This window comes from Neisseria sp. P0022.S009, from assembly GCF_051956675.1.
Taxonomy (GTDB): Bacteria; Pseudomonadota; Gammaproteobacteria; order Burkholderiales; family Neisseriaceae; genus Neisseria.
Map to the genome: position 1 here is coordinate 18,960 of NZ_JBQCXE010000003.1, position 16,681 is coordinate 35,640.

Consider the following 16,681-nt stretch of genomic DNA (forward strand, 5'->3'; position numbering starts at 1 on the left):
ACACCTCAAAACCGACGAAAAACAAGACCTAAAGGCCGTCTGAAAGCAAAAACACGATTATCGTGTAAATTTGTTTTCAGACGGTTTTTCTATATACTTAATATCTGAAGCTTATCAGCTGACACCTTCAAACTTAAAAACACATCCACTCCCGCTACCGAATATGAATTTTTTAAAAGACATCACCTGGACCGAAATTTTCATCTTCGCCCACACCTGCGCCGCACTCGTCTGTATGCTGCGCGTGTTGTACAAACAAAAAAACATCGGCTCAACCTTTGCCTGGCTGATTATCCTATTCCTTTTCCCCGTATTCGGAACCATCGCCTACATCCTTATCGGCGAGCCTCGTCTCGGCACCGCCCGCGCCAAACGTACCGGCGAAATGAACCGCTTCTACCGCAACTTTGCCGCCACCCATCTAGCCGATATCTATCTCGACATTGCCGACCAAGTCAAATCACGTTACCACGGCATCAGTAAAGTTGCCGAAAAAGGAACGGGGCTGGGTGCCACCAAAGGCAACGCCATGAGTCTGCTCTCCACCACCGATGCCATCATCGACAGCATGCTCGCAGACATACGCGCCGCAACCCACTCCTGCCTGCTGGCTTTTTACATTATCGAGCCAAAAGGCCGCATCGAAGAAATTTTAAATGAAATTCTTGCCGCCGCAGATCGAGGCGTTGACTGCGCCATTCTGGCCGATGCCGTCGGCAGCAGGAGTTTTTTTGAAAGCGATTGGGTAGAGATACTGCGCCAAGCAGGCGTTGAAGTACATACCTCATTACCTGTCGGTATTTGGCGTACATTATTCACGCGCACCGACCTGCGCAACCACCGCAAAATCCTCGTTATCGACAGCAAAATCGGTTACACCGGCAGCTTCAACCTCGTCGACCCGCGCTATTTCAAACAAAACTCCGGGGTCGGAGAATGGGTCGATGTCATGATGCGCTGTACAGGGCCTATGGTTTTGGAACTGTCTGCCGTCTTCTTCGCCGACCTCGCCGTCGAAACCGATGAAAACCTCCAAAACGTACAAACATACCTCAATCAAGCCCAAAGCCTGCTGCCCCAAATCCTTCCTGAAAAAATGCAGCAAGGCGATATTGTTGCCCAAATCATTCCATCCGCTCCCGAGCAAGGCAGCTTTGTCATCTACGAAACCATCATCAGCGCCATCTATGCCGCCACCAAACAAATCACGATTACCACTCCCTACTTTGTCCCCGACGAGCCGCTTCTCATGGCATTAACCGTTGCCGCCAAACGCGGCGTCAAAGTGACCCTGATACTGCCAGCCAAAGTCGATTCACTGATGGTACGCTACGCCTCACGCGCCTACTACCCTATGTTGCTGGAAGCCGGGGTCAAAATTGCCATGTTTGAAGGTGGGCTCTTACATGCCAAAACCATGACCATTGACGAAGACTACTCCCTCTTCGGCACGGTCAACATGGACATGCGCAGCTTCTTCCTCAACCTCGAAATCAGCCTCGCCATCTACGATCGCGATACCACCAAACAAATCTGCCACCTACAGCGCAGCTACCTTAAAAGCAGCAGCTACATTGCCATCAAATCATGGCAACAACGCTCCAAACTCCGCGGCCTTGTGGAAAATGCCGTCCGTCTAATGAGCCCTTTGTTGTAAAACATAAATATTTAGGCCGTCTGAAAAATATTTTTCAGACGGCCTTTTAAATAAAACACTGATAGATAAAATTCTTTATTGACGGATATTCAAGCTATCCTTTCTCTCCCTCTCGGAAAAAGTAAGACTCAACCCATTTCCCAACCAAAGAATCTTTACCAAATTTAACTAAAATATAAACTAATTGATTTTTATAAAAATCCTATTAATTTGAGACTGGAATAAAACAGAATATATTTATTAATATCCATTAAGAATTTGATAATCATTATTATAACAATTAGAATAAGCAGTCAATTTTTTACTTAGGAAAAATCATGAATAAGGTCTACTCTCCTGTATTCCGCCTTAGTATCATTACACTCGCATTATCAACAAGCTTCGCTCATGCCGAAAATTTGCAACCCGCAGAAACTGCCGAGCTGAATGAAATTAAGGTCACCGGTACTGCCGTACCGACTCGTGTAACCCGCAACCAGCTCGACCGCGAAACTTCGACCGATTTGAAACAAGTCATGAAAGATCAAATCGGTATGGATGTCGGCGGCGGCAACGGCGTAGCGCAGTTTTACAGCATCCGCGGCGTTGGTGAAGACAAAATTAACCTAGAAGTCGACAACACCAGCCAATCCACAAAAATCTTCCACCACCAAAGCCGCTTCCAGCTTGATCCTGCTTTGGTGAAAAGCATCAACGTCGAAAAAGGCACGGGTGCGGCGAGCGCGGGTTTGGGTGCGGTCGGCGGTACCATCCGCGTAACAACGGTTGACGCAAAAGACCTGCTGACCGACGGCAAACCTTTCGGTTTCAAACTGGGCGCAGGCTTGAGCAGCAATAAAGGCTCAACCGGCAGCGCAGCGGTTTACGGCTATCAAAACGGCTTCGATGCCCTGTTTGCAGGCAACTTCCTCAACAACCGTGACTACAAAGATGGCAACGGCAATGTCAACCTCGGCAGTCGTCTGAAACAGCACAGCTACCTCGCCAAACTCGGCTACGATTTCAACGACGACCACGGCATCCGCCTAACCTACCGTCAGGAATACCAAAAAGGCAACCGCACCGACAAAGCCGAGTTCCAAAACGTTGACAGCTACATCGGCGTGGACGGCACTTATCAAAAAGAACAAACCTACAATCTGGAATACCGCGGCCGCAATGTCGGCTTCATCGACAAAATCGATGCCAACGTCTTCCAAATCAATACCGACGACACCAAACCGCCCAAAGGCGCCCCTTCTCCAAAAGCCCAAGCTTCCGGCACTGCGCAAGGCGGCGTTCCTATCGGCAAACTTGAGTTAAGCAAAATCAAAGCGACCGGCGCTAACCTGAACCTCGCCAGCTCTTTCGGCGACGGACACATGGTGAAATACGGCGTCAACTACCGCCACGAAACCTCAGAGCCTTCCGACAAAGGCGCGTGGCTGAAGATTCTCGGCCTGTATGACCGCGACAAAGAGAAAAAAGCCGAATACGGCGTGTACGCGGAAGGCATTTGGAACCTGCACCCCGTTACCCTGACCACCGGCCTGCGTTACGACCATTTCAAATACAACGCCGCCAGCAAACAAAGCGCGTCGCACGGCCAGCTCAACCCCAGCATCAGCGCGATTTGGGACATCAACGACAACTTCTCCCTCTTGGCAAACCTCAATCAGGCAAGCCGTGCGCCCCGCCTGAACGAAGCCCTGTTGGCTAACGAACGCGCAGGTGCCGCCGCCGATTTGGACAGCAACCTCAAAGCCGAAACCGCCCGCCGCGCCGAATTGGGCTTCAAATGGCGCAACGACAACTTCAACGTCAGCGGCAGCGTGTTCCACCAACGCATCAAAGACCTCATCGTCTATCGTTGGGCAAAAATCAACAACAACACCGCCTCCATCACCGAACGCGGCAAGATTTATAACGGCGGCACGCTCAAAACCTACGGCTACGAACTTGACGCATCCTACCGCTGGGGTGGTCTGACCGCGCGCGCCGGCGTGTCCTACGTCAAACCCCGTCTGAATGGCGAAATGTACTACGGCGAAAGCCCGATTCAAGCAGAAGACCACGAAAGCTCGTTCACCTTCTGGAACACCGGCCGCCAATGGCTGACCGGTCTGTCTTATCAGTTTGAAAACCCCAAACTCGAAATCGGCTGGCGCGGCCGCTACGCCCAAAGCGTGAAATACACCGACGTCGCCCGAGGACAAGGCACGATACACGGCAAGAAAGCCGGTTACGGCGTACACGACATCTACGCCAACTGGCAGCCGCTGAAAAAAGACAACCTGAACGTCAACTTCGCCGTCAACAATATCGGTAACAAGCAATACCGTTCACACAGCCAACGCTTCCCTGACGGCAACGGACGCGTGCCCTTCTACGAACGCGGCCGCGAGTTTGCCTTGGGCGTGAACTATCGTTTCTGATAATACGAACGACGTTATAAAGAAACCAAAAGGCCGTCTGAAATTCAATTTTCAGACGGCCTTTTATAATTCGTAGACAATTTGATTTTAAAGTATCTCCTCTCCCTTGCTAGTTACACAACGGATTATCCAGTCTTCAAATCTTCTCCATTGGGCTTCTTTTCCAAATCGGTCATGATTTGATTCCTTCTGAAAACTGACTACCAATTCTTCCAATATAAATAAAATATTATATAGATCATCTCCAGTGCCGTCTGAAAATATCAGGCTGTATTTTTACATTTAACCATACCGTTGGAGATTGATTCTATTTGTGCGTTTAAAAAATACAATGCAAATATTCATTACACTTTTACTGTAAACCATTTGACAAAGTCATCTTTAAAGCTATAATATTTCTCATATATGATTTTTATTATATGTGTTTATTTATAGACAATCCATTCTTAAACAAGGAGCAATAAAATGAAACGAAACTTGGGTACTTTGGATCGCGTAATCCGTATTGTTATCGGTGTAGCACTAATCGCTGCAGCCGCTACCGGACAAATTGGCTGGTGGGGTTGGCTGGGCATCATCCCCCTGGGTACAGCACTGATTGGCAACTGCGCGCTGTACAGTTTATTGGGCATCAACACCTGCCGCATCAACAAAAAATAACGAAGGCAAAACATGAGTACGGTCGGACAACTCCCGCGAATTACGCCTTCCGAAGCAATGGCAAAAATCCGTGAGGGCGCGTTGGCAGTCGATATCCGAAGCCAAGCCGAATATCGGGGCGGACATATTGGCGGTGCATTATCCCTTCCGCCTGAACAGCAGCGAGACAAACTGCCCGATGATACGGCCCCATGCCTAATTTTTTATTGCCTGAGCGGTAAACGTACAACACGGTCAGAAACAATATTGTCAGCACTTAGCCAAGGTCGCGAATGCTATATTCTAGAAGGCGGCTTACTGGCATGGAAATCAGTAGGACTTCCTATTGTTGCCGACCAGTCGGCACCGGACATCATGCGGCAGGTGCAAACCATAGCGGGCAGTTTGATTCTGTTGGGCGTGCTGGCAGGTTGGCTGGTATCGCCTTGGTTTTATCTGATAGACGTGATGGTCGGCGCAGGCCTGTTAACGGCCGGACTAACCGGATTCTGCGGCATGGCACGCCTGCTGGCCAAAATGCCATGGAACCATTAAGCAAAGGCCGTCTGAAAGTTGCTGCTGAGGCCATTATGACTGATAATTCGACCTCCTCATTTGCCGACAAGCGTGAAAAATGACCACTGCCGACAATCAACCGCCCTACGAAGAAGCCAGCGCTTTTCTCAAACTTCTGGCAAATCCCAACCGCCTCGCCGTATTGTGCAAACTACATGAAAGGCCGCACAATGTAACCGAATTGGCTGAATCATCCGGACTGCCGCAAGCGGCAATGTCCAGCCAATTAGCCCTGTTGCGCGAAGCCGGTTTGGTATCATTTGAAGTAAACCATCGGGAACGGCAATATTACATTGCCGACCCGAGGGTAACCGAGATGATACAGTTGCTGTATTCCTTTTTCTGTGCAGAAAAATCTTGAAATGTTGCCGAAATAAAATAGTCAAAAAATCTATCCATTTATAATTTTAAAGGCCGTCTGAAAATTTTCAGACGGCCTTTTCCTAACCTCTCTACTTAACCATCACCCTATCTTTCAAAGTCTTCAATACATTCTTCACCGTATTAATCCGCACTTCGATATTTTCCATCTCTGCGGTAAATCGCAGCTTATCGGCTCCGGCAAGGCGGTATTTTTTGTCATTCTGAATCAATAGGATGATTTCAGTTGGATCGACATTGTTGTTTTTGCCAAAGGTTACCGTTACCGCTTCGCTGGTTGCATCAATAGCATCTATACCCAATTCTTTTGCCGTAAGCCGTAAGTGGTGGCTTTCGATGAGGGTTTTGACGGGTTGTTCGGGCAGGCCGAAGCGGTCGACCAGTTCTTCGTGTATGGCGTTGATTTGCTGTACGGTTTCGCAGACGGCGAGGCGTTTGTAGAGGACGAGGCGCTCGTGAATGTCGGGGCAGTAGTCTTCAGGCAGTAATGCCGGGCTGTGCAGTTTGATTTCGGTGGTGATGCCCAGCGGTGCGTCGAGGTCGGGCTGGCGGCCTTTTTTGAGGTCGCGCACAGCTTGTTTGAGCATTTCGGTGTAGAGCGTGAAGCCGACCTGTATCATTTCGCCGGATTGTCCTTCGCCAAGGATTTCGCCTGCGCCACGGATTTCCAAATCCTGCATGGCTAGGGTGAAACCTGCACCGAGTTCGTCTGCCGCCGCGATGGCGTCGAGGCGTTTTTCTGCGTCTTTGGTGATGTATTCGGGCGTGAGCAGGTAGGCGTAGGCTTGGTGGTGGCTGCGGCCGACACGCCCGCGAAGCTGGTGCAGTTGCGCCAGTCCGAATTTGTCGGCGCGGTTGATGATGATGGTATTGGCGTTGGGGATGTCGATGCCGGTTTCAATGATGGTGGAACAGAGCAACACGTTGAATCTTTGCTGCAAAAAGTCGCGCATCACTTGCTCCAACTCGCGCTCGCGCAGTTGCCCGTGCGCCACGCCGATGCGGGCTTCGGGCAGCAGGGTTTCCAGCCGCTCGCGCATGTTTTCGATGGTATCCACTTCATTGTGCAGGAAAAACACTTGTCCACCGCGTTTGAGTTCGCGCAATACGGCTTCGCGCACGCTGCCTTCGCTGAAGGGTTTGACAAAGGTTTTGACGGCGAGGCGGCGGCTCGGTGCAGTGGTAATCAGTGAAAAGTCACGCAGGCCTTCGAGCGCCATGCTGAGGGTGCGCGGAATCGGCGTGGCAGTCATGGTAAGGATGTCGACATTGGCGCGCAGGCGTTTGAGCTGCTCTTTTTGGCGCACGCCGAAGCGGTGTTCTTCATCGATAATCACTAAGCCTAAGTTTTTGAATTTTATATCGTCCTGCACCAGTTTGTGCGTACCGATAACGATATCGACCGTGCCGTCCGCCATACCTTCCAGCGCGGCTTTGGTGGCTTTGCTGTTGTTGAAACGCGAAAGGCTGGCGACTTTCACGGGGAAATCGGCGAAGCGGTCGGCGAAATTTTGTGCGTGCTGCTCGACCAAAAGCGTGGTCGGGGCGAGTACAGCGACCTGTTTGCCGCCCATCACCGCCACAAACGCGGCGCGCAGGGCGACTTCGGTTTTGCCGAAGCCGACATCGCCGCACACAAGACGGTCCATCGGTTTCGCCTGCGTCAAGTCTTTAATCACGGCGGCTATGGCGGCGGCCTGGTCTTCGGTTTCTTCGTAGCCGAAGCCGTCGGCAAACGCCTGATAGTCCAACTCGTTGATTTCAAACTTGTGTCCTGATTGGGCGGCGCGTTGGGCGTAGAGGTTGAGCAACTCGGCGGCGGTGTCGCGCGCTTTTTCGGCGGCTTTACGCTTCGCCTTGTTCCACGCGCCGCTGCCGAGCTTGTGCAGAGCGACGTTTTCATACGCCTGACCGGAGTAGCGGCTGATTAAATGAAGCTGCGAAACAGGCACATAAAGCTGCGCTTCGCCTGCGTATTCAAGCAACATCATTTCGTTGGTTTCATCGCCCAAGTCCATTGTGACCAAGCCCATATATCGGCCGATGCCGTGTTCCTCGTGCACGACGGGGTCGCCGATGTTGATTTCGGCAAGGTCGCGCAACAGGCCGTCTGAAACGGCGGCGTGTTTCTTGCGATGATGTTTGCGCGAACGGGCAACGTATTGATAAAGATCGGATTCGGTAATGACCGCGATGTTTTGATCTTCTAATTTAAACCCGTAAGCCAACGGCGCAACCGTAATCATCAGCGGCTCGTGCGCCAATAAAAAGCCCTGCCAGTCGGACACGCTTTTGGCTTTCAAACCGTTTTGCTGCAAGAAACCGAGCATGGTTTCGCGTCGCCCCAAACTTTCGGCACACAGCAAAATCCGTCCTTCAAAGGTCGTCTGAAAATCCTTCAATGCCTGCAAAGGCTCGTCGGATTGGCGGTTCACGGCAAGATCGGGCAAGGTGTGTTCTTTTCCGGAAACATCGGGCAGCACTTGTCCGTAGTTTTTCAGACGGCCTGCGAACACATCGGCAGAGAGATACAAATGCTGTGGAAGCAAAGGCGGATAGGTTTCATCGCCCTGCGCCATGGCGTAACGCGATTTGACGTCGCTCCAAAAGCGGTTTGCCTCGGCGTGAACGTCGCCCAAAGAGACAAACAGCGCATCCTCGCCGATATAGTCAAACAGCGTTTCCAGCTCGTTTTCAAAAAACAGCGGCAGATAATATTCCACGCCCGCGCCGAAATGGCCGTTGCTGACGGCTTTGTACACAGCGGCATCGTTCGGATTGCCATCGACTTCCTCGCGGAAGCGGCTGCGGAAAATCTTTTGCGCCTCGCTGTCGGTGGGAAATTCGTGCGCCGGCAGCAGTCGGATTTCGGAAACGGGGGAGATGGTGCGCTGCGTGTCGGTGTCAAAGGTTTTGATGCTGTCGATTTCATCGTCGAACAAATCGATGCGGTAAGGCATTTCGCTGCCCATCGGAAACAAATCGACAATCCCGCCGCGCACGGCAAACTCGCCCGCAGCGACAACATGGGAAACATGGTTGTAGCCCGCATCCACCAAATCGGTTTTCAGACGGCCTATATCCAAAGTCTGCCCCGTTTTCAGCCAAAACGTGCGCCCCGCCAAAAACGGCACGGGCGGCAGTTTCTGCATTGCCGTGGCAACCGGCACGAACAACACGTCCGCCGCGCCGCTCTTAATCCGCCACAATGCCGACAAGCGCTCCGACACCAAATCCTGATGCGGAGAAAAACGCTCGTAAGGCAGCGTTTCCCAGTCCGGCAGGAACACCGCCGTATCGTGCGGACGGAAAAACAGCCAGGCCGTCTGAAGGCGTAGCGCCTGTTCCGCATCCTGGGTCAAGACAACCTTGAGCTGTTTATGCGGCAGATAACGCGCCAAAGCCAAGGGCAGCGAGCCTTGCGAAAGATTGAGCCAACGGGATTTTTCACGGGGTTTAGGAATCGGATAGGTCATGACAAAACAGTGTGCAATAAGTCAATACAAGCACCGCAGGCCGTCTGAAAAATTTTCAGACGGCCTTTAGCAATCAAATAGATTTTCAATTTTACTGGATACAGGTTTAAAAGAATACAAGGCCTTACATTCAAACCGCCACACCGGCCAATTTTCCAATAAACCCGGTTATCGCCAAAGCCGCCACGCCCCACAGGCACACGCGTATAACCGCAGGAACAACAGGTGCGCCGCCCAGTTTGGCGGAAACATAGCCCAGTAATGCCAGTCCGCACAAAGTGGAGACGGCCAATGCAGGGACAATGGCACCAGAAGCTGTCAATGCAACCAGTAAAGGCAAAATTGCGCCGGCACAAAATGAAGCGGCAGAAGCCAGCGCGGCCTGCATGGGACGGGCTGCCGAGGTTTCGGTGATGCCGATTTCGTCGCGCGCGTGGGCGGCAAGTGCATCGTGTTCCATCAAGGCTTGAGCGACTTCGGCAGCAAGCGCGCCGGACAAACCGCGGCGGCGGTAAATTTCAGTCAGCTCCTCCAACTCTGCATCAGGATTGTTTGCCAATTCGTAGCATTCTTTGTGCAAATCGGCTTTTTCCGTATCCGATTGGCTGGATACGGAAACGTACTCCCCCGCCGCCATCGATACTGCGCCCCCGATCAGCGCCGAAACACCGGTCAACAGCAGGGTTTGGAAATCGGGCGCGGCGGCGGCTACGCCTGTCAATAGCGAGGCAGTGGAAATCAACCCGTCATTGGCCCCCAATACGCTTGCCCGAAGCCAGTTGTTACGGTCGCTGAAATGGCGTTCGCTGTGGTGTGAATACATATATGCTCCAATAAATTGGCAGTGTCCAGATGATGATAACATTGTATTGTTTTTTGAAATCCATGTCAGTTCAACCCTAAAACCCAAACATTCACAAATCTTACGGCCATCATTCCAAACCATAAAAACCAACACTCCTCTTTGGATTTTTTCAGACGGCCTTAACGCTTTTACAAGCAAATTTATTGTTCCAAGTCATGGCATTATCACAAGGCAGTTTTGTGCTGCTTGGTTTATTCGTTTAAAGATGCTATCTTTATAAATCTTTCCACTCCTCAATCCATTGAAAGGATGTATCATGGCCGAAGAAAACAAAATCAAAGTAAACGATTTGCCTGAAGATAAAAAAGAGCAAACCGAAGAAACCGAGCTGCCCGTTATCAACAACGAAGAAAAACGCGGCGGTCACAGCGAAGGCGGTTGCTGCGGCGCATGCGGCGGCTAATCTTCCCGATAAAGCCTCAAGGCCGTCTGAAAAGTCTTACTTTTCAGACGGCCTTTTCCTTTCTAAACACTTACAGGTAAATCAATGAAAGGATGCGGGAGAAGAATTTAAACCCAACCGCGTTTGTGCTACATTCACATCTTTACAAACCACAACAATCTGCCCCCGCAGACACACAAGGAAGAAAAAAATGTTTTGGTATATCGTCAGCTTTTTCGCCATTATCGTTTCCCTACTCGCCCTCTGGGTCAACGCCAGCGCGTTCGGTATGCAGGACGACGGCACGCCGCAATCCGAATATGAAAAAATGTTGGGACTGGGTGCGAAATTGAAAGATAAAGAGACAGCCGCGAAAGAGCGCGAAGCGGCACGTTTTCACCCTGACGATTAAGCCTTACCGACTGGACAATCTTGCCGAACTGGGCTAATGTTCCAAACGCATAACGCACACCAACACAACTATACGAGAAGGTAAGAGAAATGACTGTACGAATCGAACACGATTTATTGGGCGACCGCGAAATCCCCGCTGATGTTTATTGGGGTGTCCACACGCTGCGCGCCATTGAAAACTTTAAAATTTCCACGCAAAAAATTTCCGACGTACCGCAATTTGTCCGCAGCATGGTGATGGTTAAAAAAGCCACCGCGCAAGCCAACGGCGCATTGGGTGCCATCAAGCCGGAAATTGCGGCCGCCATTGAAAAAGCCTGCGACGAAGTATTGGTCAAAGGCCACTGCCTCGACCAATTCCCGTCCGATGTTTATCAAGGCGGCGCCGGTACTTCGGTCAACATGAACACCAACGAAGTCATTGCCAACCTTGCGCTGGAAGTGTTGGGATACGAAAAAGGCCGCTACGACATCGTCAATCCGATGGACCATGTCAATGCCAGCCAATCCACCAACGACGCCTATCCTACCGGCTTCCGCCTTGCCGTGTATTACAGCATCGGCGAATTGCTCGACAAACTGGCCATCCTGAAAAACGCCTTTGCCGCCAAAGCCGAAGAGTTTAAAGACGTTTTGAAAATGGGCCGCACCCAGCTTCAAGACGCCGTACCGATGACGGCCGGACAAGAATTCCAATCTTTCCAAGTGTTGCTGGAAGAAGAAATCCTCAACCTCGACCGCACCCGATCCCTGCTGCTTGAAGTCAATCTCGGCGCCACCGCCATCGGTACAGGCGTGAATACGCCTAAAGGCTATGCGGCTTTGGTTGTTGAGAAACTTTCCGAAGTCAGCGGCCTGCCTTGCAAACTGACTGAAAACCTGATCGAAGCAACCTCCGACTGCGGCGCATATGTGATGGTACACGGCGCATTGAAACGCACAGCCGTCAAACTGTCCAAAATCTGTAACGACTTGCGCCTGCTCTCTTCCGGCCCGCGCGCCGGTTTGAAAGAAATCAACCTGCCTGAATTGCAGGCCGGTTCTTCCATCATGCCGGCCAAAGTCAATCCGGTAATTCCTGAAGTCGTCAACCAAGTGTGCTTCAAAGTCATCGGCAACGACACCACCATCACTTTCGCAGCCGAAGCAGGTCAATTGCAGCTGAACGTCATGGAGCCGGTCATCGCCCAATGTATGTTTGAAACCATTTCCCTCTTGGGCAACGCCGCGGTCAACCTGTCCGAAAAATGCGTCAAAGGCATTACGGTCAACCGCGAAATCTGCGAACGCTACGTTTTCAACTCCATCGGTTTGGTCACTTATCTGAATCCGTATATCGGCCACCACAACGGCGATTTGGTCGGCAAGATCTGCGCCCAAACCGGCAAAGGCGTGCGCGAAGTCGTACTGGAGCGCGGCCTGTTGAGCGAAGAAGAGCTCAACCGCATCCTCTCACCAGAAAACCTGATGAATCCGCATCTGTAATCAGGATTTGAAATCAAAGGCCGTCTGAAACTTCACTTTTAAAATTTCAGACGGCCTTTTCATATTCATATTGATACTTAATCGATTTTTTCTGCGAAATTCAAAATTAAAAGATAGCCTAACCGCAGGGTTTGATTTAACATGGTGCTGCCCTATCCTGTTTCCTTCTCCAATTCACGCAAACCGGATTCGGCAAAACGGTCAAAATAACATCTTCATTTATTAGGAAAAACCAATGAGTAAAATTACACGCGAACAAATGCTGCAAGTATTCGAAAATCGCTGCTCCACCCGTTATTACGATCCCGAAAAAAAAAATCAGCCAAGAAGATTTTGCAGCGATTTTAGAATTTGCCCGCCTTTCTCCCAGCTCCGTCGGCTCCGAGCCATGGAAATTTTTGGTTATCCAAAACAAAGCCTTGAGAGAAAAGCTCAAACCTTTCAGCTGGGGTATGCAATCGCAACTGGACGACTGCAGCCATCTGGTTATTATCCTTGCCAAGAAAAATGCCCGTTACGATACCCCGTTCTTCCGCAGTGTTGCCGAACGTAGAGGCCTGCAAGGCGAACAGCTGGAAAAAGCGTTGGCAAGATACAAAAGCTTCCAAGAAACCGACATTAAAATTGCCGATGACCAACGCGCACTCTTTGACTGGAGCGGCAAGCAAACCTATATCGCTTTGGCCAATATGCTCACAGGCGCAGCCGCCATCGGCATCGATTCCTGCCCAATCGAAGGCTTCAACTACGACAAAATGAACGAAGTATTGGCAGCAGAAGGCCTGTTTGATGCCAACGAATGGGGCGTATCCGTAGCGGCAACATTCGGCTATCGCGCCAAAGAAATTACCAAAAAAGCACGCAAACCGATTGAAGAAATGGTAACTTGGGTTGAATAAGCGGTTTGGATTTTCAGGGCGGCCCATGCCGCCCTTTTATTTTTTTCTAAAAGAGAAGCAAATTCCGTAACAACAAAGACTGCTAAAAATCCAAATAAAAAGGCCATCTCAAACCCTGTGTCAGAAATCCTAGATTTCATTTCACAACGTTTCAGACGGCCTTGTTTAATACGCTACTGCTTAGAACGATACTTTCAAACTGCCGTAGAAAGCACGGCCATGTTCGTTGTATGTTTGTGCGCCGGCAGTTGTGCGGTACAGTTTTTTATTGAACAGGTTGCTGACACCGCCACGAACGGCCACGCGTTTGTTCCAGTTGTAGCCGGCATTGATGCCCCAAATGCCGTAAGAGCCGACTTGCGTTTGGTTATGTTCGGAAGTCAAAGGAGTAACCCCTGCACGAGGATTACCGTCTCGTTCCAGTCTATTAATCGCTACGCCGCGCGGTTTAGTACGGCCATAGTGGGTAAAGGTCAGGTTGGCATCAAAATGTTCGTTTGGTGTCCAAGACAACGTGCTGTTGAGGGTATGCTTCGGTACCAGAGACAATGGATTACCTTGATAATCTTCAGATTTGTGCATATAAGTGAAATTGTTGCTCCACTTGAGTGTGTCATGCAACGGAATCACCAAGTTGCCTTCGATACCCGAAATAGTCGCTTTCGGCGTATTTTCCCATTGCAAAAGCCAGTTGCGGATATTGCTGGTGGCAATGATATTTTCACCAATCACGATTTTATTGCGGTACGCATTATGGAAATAAGTCGCGGATGCCTGCCAGCCGTTTTTATTGAACTCAAGGCCAATCTCTTTATTGATACTGGTTTCAGGTTTCAAATTGCCATTGCCCATGTAGTAACAGCGGACACTGTTCGGCGCATCAATCGGACAACCTTGACCGCGCGTGTACAGGATAAAGTCAGGATTGGTTTGATACAGATTTGGCGCTTTATACGCACGGGCAATCCCGCCTTTGACCAACCAGTTTTCGCCGATTTGATGCGAGAAGTTCAACGCCGGACTCCAGTTGCTGCCGCTGTCACTGTTGTGGTCGAAACGGATGGCCGAAATCAGATGGGTTTTGTCGGTCAACGAAATATTGTCTTCAACGTAAACTGCCCAGTTGCGTTGCGATGCCTTACCGCCGCGTACTGCTGAAATACCATCAAACACGTCAGTCTTACCTTGGTCTTTAAATCCCTGACTATTGGAAGCAGGATCATCCAGCTTACTGTCAGTAAATTCTGCGCCGACCGTCAATACATTATCAACACCGAGTTTAAACGGAATATTGGCTTCGCTGCTGAAACGCAGGTTTTTCAGACGGCTTTGAACAAAATCCAAGCCTGTATAGCTGCCTTCGGGACCGCCGGCCAAACCTTCAGGCAAGTGGCTGTTGACTGTACGCTCATAACTGATCACGTTTTTGGTATCGCCCCATTCCCATGCGCCGTCATGCGTTAAAGAATAAGCGGAACGATATAAACGGGCAGTTTCGGCTTTGCCGTCAGCTAAAGAATTAACTAAAGCGGAACGTGGATTGCTGTTTTGCGTATCGCCGTTGTAGATATTGCCCTGACGGCTGTAGCTGCTGTCTAAAATCAATGTTTGCGCAGGGCTGATTTTCCATTGCAGACGGCCTGCAATGTCTTTATTGCGTACGCCTTCGACACCGGCCGCGCTGTCGTTGCCGTGTCCGGCATTGATATCGGCTGCATCTGCATCCGTTTTATTCAGGTTGCCGTAAATGCGGAAGCCCAAAGTATCTTGAATAATCGGACCGCTCAAATTGAAGCCGATACGGCGAGTTGCGCCTTCTTTGCTGTCTTGCGGCTGATTGGCGTAAAGATTGACTTGGCCTTTTAATTCTTTAGACACTTTTTTGGTAACAATATTGACCACGCCGCCCATCGCGCCGGAGCCGTAACGTGTTGCCGCCGGACCGCGCAAAACGGTGATGGATTCAATTTCTTCAACCGGCACCCAGTTGCTGTCGCCGCGCGTATTGCGTTCACCGCGCATACTGATACGCTCGGATTGGCGCGAGTTTACAGGCTTGCCGTCAATCAGAATCAATGTGTTTTCAGGGCCCATACCGCGCAGGTCGATTTGGCGTTTGTTGCCGCGCTGACCCGTCGCTGTATTGCCGGTCAGGTTGACGCCCGGCATGGTGCGGACAAATTCGGAAATATCGTTGACGGCAGGACGCTTGTCGATGTCGTCTTTTGAAATACGCGACACGCCCAGCGACTGTTGCAGTTGCTTCTCGGCAGTAACGTAAACGGTATCGACTTCAGCCTGTTCGGCAGCTTTCTCTTCAGCAGCGTGAGAGAATGCGCTGATTAATGCCAAAGGCAAAATGGCGAGTGTGAATGTTTTCATTGCATCGTTTCTCTTTAACTTTGTTTGTTAAAATCAAAATAAAAATTATTCGGGATTTTAAATAAACTTAACAGAGTTTTCAATGCAATTAAGAGTGATTTACAATTATTCGTTAAATTAAGCCAATAAAAATAACCAAATGCCTAATAATTAAAAAGGCCGTCTGAACCGGCATGAAAGGGAATCTGAGATTCCTATCATACCGTTCAGACGGCCTTATTCAAATTTTAATTATTTGCCTGCTGCTTTTTGCAAAAGGGCATACAATTCGTCTTTGAGTTTGAGTTTGGCTTTTTTCAGCTCCTCGATTTCTTCGGAGCCGCTGGTTACCACGTTATTCACCAAACCGGTAATTTTATCGTCCAGCTCGTTGTGTTCCTCAAACAAACGGGCAAAGTGTGCATCCTCTTGTTTCAGTTTAGAAATCAGATCGCGATATTCTGGAAACATTTTGTTTTCCTCTCTTGTTAATTAAATAAAAAAGTACTGCTGCCAAAAACTAGGACGAATTAATCTTTAGCTTCATTATAACAAACACGGGCGTTTTATCCAGTCTTTTTTAAGCCGAAACTGCTTTATGTCAAAATTAATAATATCAACATTAGCCATCGTCCCAATGGAAAGAAACGGGTTTATAGACGGTTTGCCGACTTGGGCATACAATCGGGCTTATGCGTTTACACAATGGTCGAACCACCCTATTCCGTCATATCAACGGCATGGACGGACAATTTATCCTGCTTGAAAACCATCCTTCATGGATGCCGGTCAATGATGCCGACTTCAACCATGCCGCGCCCCTGCCCGACGGTTTGGCCGTGCACGAAGAATCATTTTATCCATTTGAAAAAATAGATGCCGCCGAATCGGCAGACAATATCAAAATCTTCAGCGAAGAAGCCCTACGGCTGGAGAAAGAGCGTTTAAATGCAGCGGCCATGGCCGAGCTGGCAAAAAATCTTCAAGCCGCCCAAGCCGAAGCCGATTTGGCCGCGCTTTTGGAAAAAATGGATTTTCATTTAAAACAAGACGATATTTTCAAATGAATCCTTCAGCTCCAGGCCGTCTGAAACCAAACACCCGACACAATTGTTGACAATGCAAGAAAAAT

The 16,681-nt window shown here is 49.8% G+C and carries 13 protein-coding genes and 1 pseudogene; 10 read left to right on the forward strand and 4 right to left on the reverse strand.

Features of this window, described 5'->3' with window-relative positions; translation table 11 throughout:
- Positions 1-163: 163 nt before the first annotated feature.
- From cls to ACTHUG_RS05135, 5 genes are all read left to right on the forward strand, one after another.
- A complete protein-coding gene (cls, locus tag ACTHUG_RS05115; protein ID WP_293207900.1) occupies positions 164-1,657 on the forward strand; it encodes a cardiolipin synthase in 1,494 nt (497 codons plus the stop codon).
- A 317-nt stretch (positions 1,658-1,974) separates the two neighbouring features.
- Positions 1,975-4,071, forward strand: coding sequence for a TonB-dependent receptor plug domain-containing protein (locus ACTHUG_RS05120; protein ID WP_440385778.1), 2,097 nt, complete (start codon positions 1,975-1,977; stop codon positions 4,069-4,071).
- A 465-nt stretch (positions 4,072-4,536) separates the two neighbouring features.
- Entirely contained in the window at positions 4,537-4,731 is a 195-nt protein-coding gene (locus ACTHUG_RS05125; RefSeq protein WP_003685761.1) for a YgaP family membrane protein, read from the forward strand.
- A 12-nt stretch (positions 4,732-4,743) separates the two neighbouring features.
- A complete protein-coding gene (locus ACTHUG_RS05130; RefSeq protein ID WP_440385777.1) occupies positions 4,744-5,265 on the forward strand; it encodes a rhodanese-like domain-containing protein in 522 nt (173 codons plus the stop codon).
- 79 nt (positions 5,266-5,344) lie between these two features.
- Positions 5,345-5,647, forward strand: coding sequence for an ArsR/SmtB family transcription factor (locus ACTHUG_RS05135; protein WP_070625688.1), 303 nt, complete (start codon positions 5,345-5,347; stop codon positions 5,645-5,647).
- Positions 5,648-5,738: 91 nt separating this feature from the next.
- Here the strand turns inward: ACTHUG_RS05135 and mfd are convergent, their stop codons facing one another.
- A complete protein-coding gene (mfd, locus tag ACTHUG_RS05140) occupies positions 5,739-9,143 on the reverse strand; it encodes a transcription-repair coupling factor (RefSeq protein WP_440385776.1) in 3,405 nt (1,134 codons plus the stop codon).
- Positions 9,144-9,273: 130 nt separating this feature from the next.
- Complete coding sequence (locus ACTHUG_RS05145) at positions 9,274-9,966, reverse strand: VIT1/CCC1 transporter family protein (RefSeq protein ID WP_440385775.1); 693 nt, start codon at positions 9,964-9,966, stop codon at positions 9,274-9,276.
- Positions 9,967-10,264: 298 nt separating this feature from the next.
- On the opposite strand from ACTHUG_RS05145, the gene ACTHUG_RS05150 reads away from it, so the two are divergent.
- The 4 genes and pseudogenes from ACTHUG_RS05150 (at position 10,265) to ACTHUG_RS05165 (ending at position 13,188) form a co-directional block, all read left to right on the forward strand.
- The gene (locus ACTHUG_RS05150) at positions 10,265-10,411 is read left to right on the forward strand and encodes a hypothetical protein (RefSeq protein ID WP_003685706.1); all 147 of its coding nucleotides are present in this window, start codon (positions 10,265-10,267) and stop codon (positions 10,409-10,411) included.
- Positions 10,412-10,601: 190 nt separating this feature from the next.
- Positions 10,602-10,802 (forward strand): hypothetical protein, encoded by a 201-nt coding sequence (locus ACTHUG_RS05155; RefSeq protein WP_063068698.1) that lies wholly within the window; start codon positions 10,602-10,604, stop codon positions 10,800-10,802.
- An 89-nt stretch (positions 10,803-10,891) separates the two neighbouring features.
- Positions 10,892-12,289: an aspartate ammonia-lyase gene (gene aspA / locus ACTHUG_RS05160; protein WP_440385774.1), complete on the forward strand. Its 1,398-nt coding sequence runs from the start codon at positions 10,892-10,894 to the stop codon at positions 12,287-12,289.
- 235 nt (positions 12,290-12,524) lie between these two features.
- A pseudogene (locus ACTHUG_RS05165) lies at positions 12,525-13,188 on the forward strand (NAD(P)H-dependent oxidoreductase).
- A 180-nt stretch (positions 13,189-13,368) separates the two neighbouring features.
- Here ACTHUG_RS05165 and ACTHUG_RS05170 read toward each other — a convergent pair.
- Positions 13,369-15,570: a FepA family TonB-dependent siderophore receptor gene (locus ACTHUG_RS05170; protein WP_440385773.1), complete on the reverse strand. Its 2,202-nt coding sequence runs from the start codon at positions 15,568-15,570 to the stop codon at positions 13,369-13,371.
- A gap of 231 nt (positions 15,571-15,801) precedes the next feature.
- Positions 15,802-16,020 (reverse strand): YdcH family protein, encoded by a 219-nt coding sequence (locus ACTHUG_RS05175; RefSeq protein WP_036491484.1) that lies wholly within the window; start codon positions 16,018-16,020, stop codon positions 15,802-15,804.
- A 221-nt stretch (positions 16,021-16,241) separates the two neighbouring features.
- Here ACTHUG_RS05175 and ACTHUG_RS05180 point away from each other — a divergent pair, with 221 nt between their 5' ends.
- A complete protein-coding gene (locus ACTHUG_RS05180) occupies positions 16,242-16,616 on the forward strand; it encodes a hypothetical protein (protein ID WP_049322337.1) in 375 nt (124 codons plus the stop codon).
- Positions 16,617-16,681 lie beyond the last annotated feature (65 nt).

What these genes read in the sequence shown, in the direction of transcription:
- ACTHUG_RS05130 (WP_440385777.1), top strand. Translation starts at nt 4,744, where the DNA reads ATGAGTACGGTCGGACAACTCCCGCGAATTACGCCTTCCGAAGCAATG.
- ACTHUG_RS05175 (WP_036491484.1), bottom strand. Translation starts at nt 16,020, where the DNA reads ATGTTTCCAGAATATCGCGATCTGATTTCTAAACTGAAACAAGAGGAT.
- ACTHUG_RS05170 (WP_440385773.1), bottom strand. Translation starts at nt 15,570, where the DNA reads ATGAAAACATTCACACTCGCCATTTTGCCTTTGGCATTAATCAGCGCA.
- ACTHUG_RS05180 (WP_049322337.1), top strand. Translation starts at nt 16,242, where the DNA reads ATGCGTTTACACAATGGTCGAACCACCCTATTCCGTCATATCAACGGC.
- ACTHUG_RS05120 (WP_440385778.1), top strand. Translation starts at nt 1,975, where the DNA reads ATGAATAAGGTCTACTCTCCTGTATTCCGCCTTAGTATCATTACACTC.
- ACTHUG_RS05125 (WP_003685761.1), top strand. Translation starts at nt 4,537, where the DNA reads ATGAAACGAAACTTGGGTACTTTGGATCGCGTAATCCGTATTGTTATC.
- ACTHUG_RS05135 (WP_070625688.1), top strand. Translation starts at nt 5,345, where the DNA reads ATGACCACTGCCGACAATCAACCGCCCTACGAAGAAGCCAGCGCTTTT.
- mfd (WP_440385776.1), bottom strand. Translation starts at nt 9,143, where the DNA reads ATGACCTATCCGATTCCTAAACCCCGTGAAAAATCCCGTTGGCTCAAT.
- ACTHUG_RS05150 (WP_003685706.1), top strand. Translation starts at nt 10,265, where the DNA reads ATGGCCGAAGAAAACAAAATCAAAGTAAACGATTTGCCTGAAGATAAA.
- ACTHUG_RS05145 (WP_440385775.1), bottom strand. Translation starts at nt 9,966, where the DNA reads ATGTATTCACACCACAGCGAACGCCATTTCAGCGACCGTAACAACTGG.
- aspA (WP_440385774.1), top strand. Translation starts at nt 10,892, where the DNA reads ATGACTGTACGAATCGAACACGATTTATTGGGCGACCGCGAAATCCCC.
- ACTHUG_RS05155 (WP_063068698.1), top strand. Translation starts at nt 10,602, where the DNA reads ATGTTTTGGTATATCGTCAGCTTTTTCGCCATTATCGTTTCCCTACTC.
- cls (WP_293207900.1), top strand. Translation starts at nt 164, where the DNA reads ATGAATTTTTTAAAAGACATCACCTGGACCGAAATTTTCATCTTCGCC.